The following is a 2,760-nucleotide window of genomic DNA, read 5'->3' as shown; positions in this document are numbered from 1 at the left end:
CAGCCAGGTGCGGCGATCGCTCGACAGCGCCAGGACGTCGAAGGCCGGTGCTTTGCTGTTGTTGGAGCGGACCTCCTGCAGCGCGATCACGGCGCTGAAGTTCATGGTGGCGATGCGGCCGACGGGGGCGCTGGTCTGCGGGTCGAGCTTGAGGTTGCCGATGTTCATGGTGGAAGGCTCCTGATGCGTCCGAACCCATTGTCCGGATCATCCTCCTCCATCCCCCTCTCCTCCCGGGCCCTTCGGCCCGGCGCGCGCGAACTGCGCGCATCCGCGCCGCCCCTTCGGGCGAGCGCGTGTTCTTCAGCGTGTCCGGTCCATTGCTTCTTGTGCCGTGGAAGATGGCTGGCGCTGCCGGCTGCCCCGCCAGCGATCGTCACCCGCCAGGGCCGAGACCCGCTTGCGGGGCTCGGTGGTGCAGGAGCGGCCGAAGGCCGGCGATTGCACCATAGAGCGCGATCCCGCGTCAGCGGGAGGCGGCAATCAATGCGCGAAGATGCCCCGCCACTTCGGAATATCCTGAAGATCTGACCGGATCAGCTCCGCGATAGAATGGACGGCCGCTTCCAAAGCCTTGCAGCTCAAGCATCAGCGTTGTGGGCTCAGCGGCTCCAGCAGGATGCAGGCGATGGACGGGCGCTTGTCATGCGGCAGTTGGCGGCTGTCATAGTGGTGGGCACCGCCCTTGCTGATGGTCAGCATGTCGAAGATCGGCGCCGGCTTGCCGGCGCCATCTGGCACTGTGGACCCACTATCATGGAATTGGATGTCCAGGAACGTAGGCGGCCCGCCCTCGCGATAGACACCGAAGTGGAACGTCACGGCTCTGCCGGCATGGTCGCGGGTGGTGATAGTGCAGCCGCCATTCGGAATGCTGATGGCAAGGTGCGGGCATTCATTAAACGTGCGAAAGCCTGCGGCCTCGGCCTGGGTGGGCGTAAGCTCGGGCGGGTTGGGCGGTGTCATGGCGAGGTCCTTTTCTGGATCGGCCGCTCCGGCGCCTGTCGACGCGGACGACCGCCCTTTCCTCTCCCCCTCCACTTGCTTCCGGCGTGGACAGGTGAGCGTGCCAGCTTGTTCATCCGCATGGCTACCCGCCGGCTACCAATTGGATAGCCAGTGGGTAGCCGGTAGCTATCCGCCCGGGCGGAGCGGATCATGCGCTTGCGGCAGGCTCAGGCCTTGTGCCGGGCGTGCCGCAGATGGTGACAGGCGATGGCGGCGGTCTGCCGCTTCAGCTTGGCTTCCAGCGCGCCGAGTTCGTGGCGTGCTTCGCTGGTCAGTTCGCTGAGGATCCGCTGGAAGCGTGCCTCGTGCCGTTTGGTCCAGTCGCTTGAATGTCGCCGGTGGCTTGGCGGGAGATCGGTTGCGGCGCGCGTCCGGCGCTCGGCGGTCTGCGCAAGCCGCTGTCTGATTGTGGCGAGGTTCGCCGTCGTGTGATCGCGGGCGGCGCGCATCCGTAGCAGTTGCGAGCTGCGCGCCGTGATGATCTCAATCGCGCTCATGCGGCGATCGCTCCCGGCACATCGATCTCCGGCCATGCGGCGCGCAGGTTCGTGTGCAGGGTTTCGGACGATGCCGGGAAGAACGCACCCTTTGGCGTTGGCCGTGTCGTCTGCAGCGCGCCCCGCACGGCGTCTTCGACCGTGCTGGCGATTAGCCTGGTCGTGCCGTTCGGGCCATACTCGATCGGCGGGGTGAAGCCGGCGTGCAGCCAGCGCTCAACGCCGTTCTCGGCTTCCTGAGCGTAATCCAGCGCGGCGGTCGCCTCTTCCTCGGTCAAGCTGTCATCGAGCTCGAGCGCTACCGTGCGGTAGGTCCCGAAATCGTGATGGTTGCTGACCACGCGGACGCGCACGCCGGCAGGCGGCGCGCCATAGGTGGCGATCAGCGCGGCGACATAGATGTTGGCTTCGAGCCGGTTGATCGCGGCGAAGTTGGAGGTGCGGCCGACCTGAGCGCAACGCTCCCCGCTGGGGGCGCCGTCGAGGTCTGCGAAGTGGGAAAAGCGGGGCATCTTTGATCTCCTGAGTAAACCGCACATCGCCCTCCCCCTTCTCTCCCCGGCGGGAGCCGGGCCGCAGGAGCACGGCGCAAAAAGAGACCCGCCCGGTGGGTCAGCCGGGCGGGTCAGGGTTGGCAGCGCGGTCTTCAGGGATCGTCGTTTTGCGCTGCCAAGCGGTGTGGATCAGGCGTCGGCGGTTTCCGGCTGACGGGCGCGGCTGCGCGGTGCTGGTGCGGGAGCGGTGCTGTCGCCGAGGCCATCGTCGCCATCAGCGACCTTGGACACCGGCGTGCCCTCGGGGATGCCGTCGCCGCTCTCGGTGCCTTCGGCACCCGGCAGCGCGGGCAGCGCGTCCTCGGTCGGAACCGTACCCGGCTTCGGGGTCTCGACCCGCTGCTTCGGGCGGCGCCAGGCGACGTTGAACGAGCCGTCATCCTGGCGGAAGGCGGCGATATCCAGCGGCTTCGGCATCGAGGGATCGTCGATCCGGCCCGAGTAGAAACTCACGCCGGTGTCGTTGGCGGTGAACTCCCACAACGCGCCGATCTTCAGCCAGGTGCGGCGATCGCTCGACAGCGCCAGGACGTCGAAGGCCGGTGCTTTGCTGTTGTTGGAGCGGACCTCCTGCAGCGCGATCACGGCGCTGAAGTTCATGGTGGCGATGCGGCCGACGGGGGCGCTGGTCTGCGGGTCGAGCTTGAGGTTGCCGATGTTCATGGTGGAAGGCTCCTGATGCGTCCGAACCCATTGTCCGG

4 protein-coding genes are annotated in these 2,760 nt (G+C 67.1%); all 4 read right to left on the bottom strand.

The window, feature by feature from the left end; genetic code table 11:
* Positions 1 to 588: 588 nt before the first annotated feature.
* The 4 genes from PK98_RS15775 to PK98_RS15760 all read right to left on the bottom strand — a co-directional run bounded on the left by PK98_RS15775 (position 589) and on the right by PK98_RS15760 (position 2,722).
* Positions 589 to 966: a hypothetical protein gene (locus tag PK98_RS15775; protein ID WP_039098032.1), complete on the bottom strand. Its 378-nt coding sequence runs from the start codon at positions 964 to 966 to the stop codon at positions 589 to 591.
* Positions 967 to 1,175: 209 nt separating this feature from the next.
* Positions 1,176 to 1,505, bottom strand: coding sequence for a hypothetical protein (locus PK98_RS15770; protein ID WP_039098031.1), 330 nt, complete (start codon positions 1,503 to 1,505; stop codon positions 1,176 to 1,178).
* Positions 1,502 to 2,017: a hypothetical protein gene (locus PK98_RS15765; RefSeq protein WP_039098030.1), complete on the bottom strand. Its 516-nt coding sequence runs from the start codon at positions 2,015 to 2,017 to the stop codon at positions 1,502 to 1,504. The genes PK98_RS15770 and PK98_RS15765 overlap by 4 nt, the downstream gene beginning before the upstream one ends.
* A gap of 171 nt (positions 2,018 to 2,188) precedes the next feature.
* On the bottom strand, positions 2,189 to 2,722 hold the full coding sequence (locus PK98_RS15760) for a DUF736 domain-containing protein (RefSeq protein WP_039098029.1): 534 nt from the start codon (positions 2,720 to 2,722) through the stop codon (positions 2,189 to 2,191).
* Between the last annotated feature and the right edge of the window lie 38 nt (positions 2,723 to 2,760).

The sequence above is a fragment of the Croceibacterium mercuriale genome (assembly GCF_000802385.1).
Taxonomy (GTDB): Bacteria; Pseudomonadota; Alphaproteobacteria; order Sphingomonadales; family Sphingomonadaceae; genus Croceibacterium; species Croceibacterium mercuriale.
This window is presented reverse-complemented; position numbering and strand designations above follow the sequence as displayed.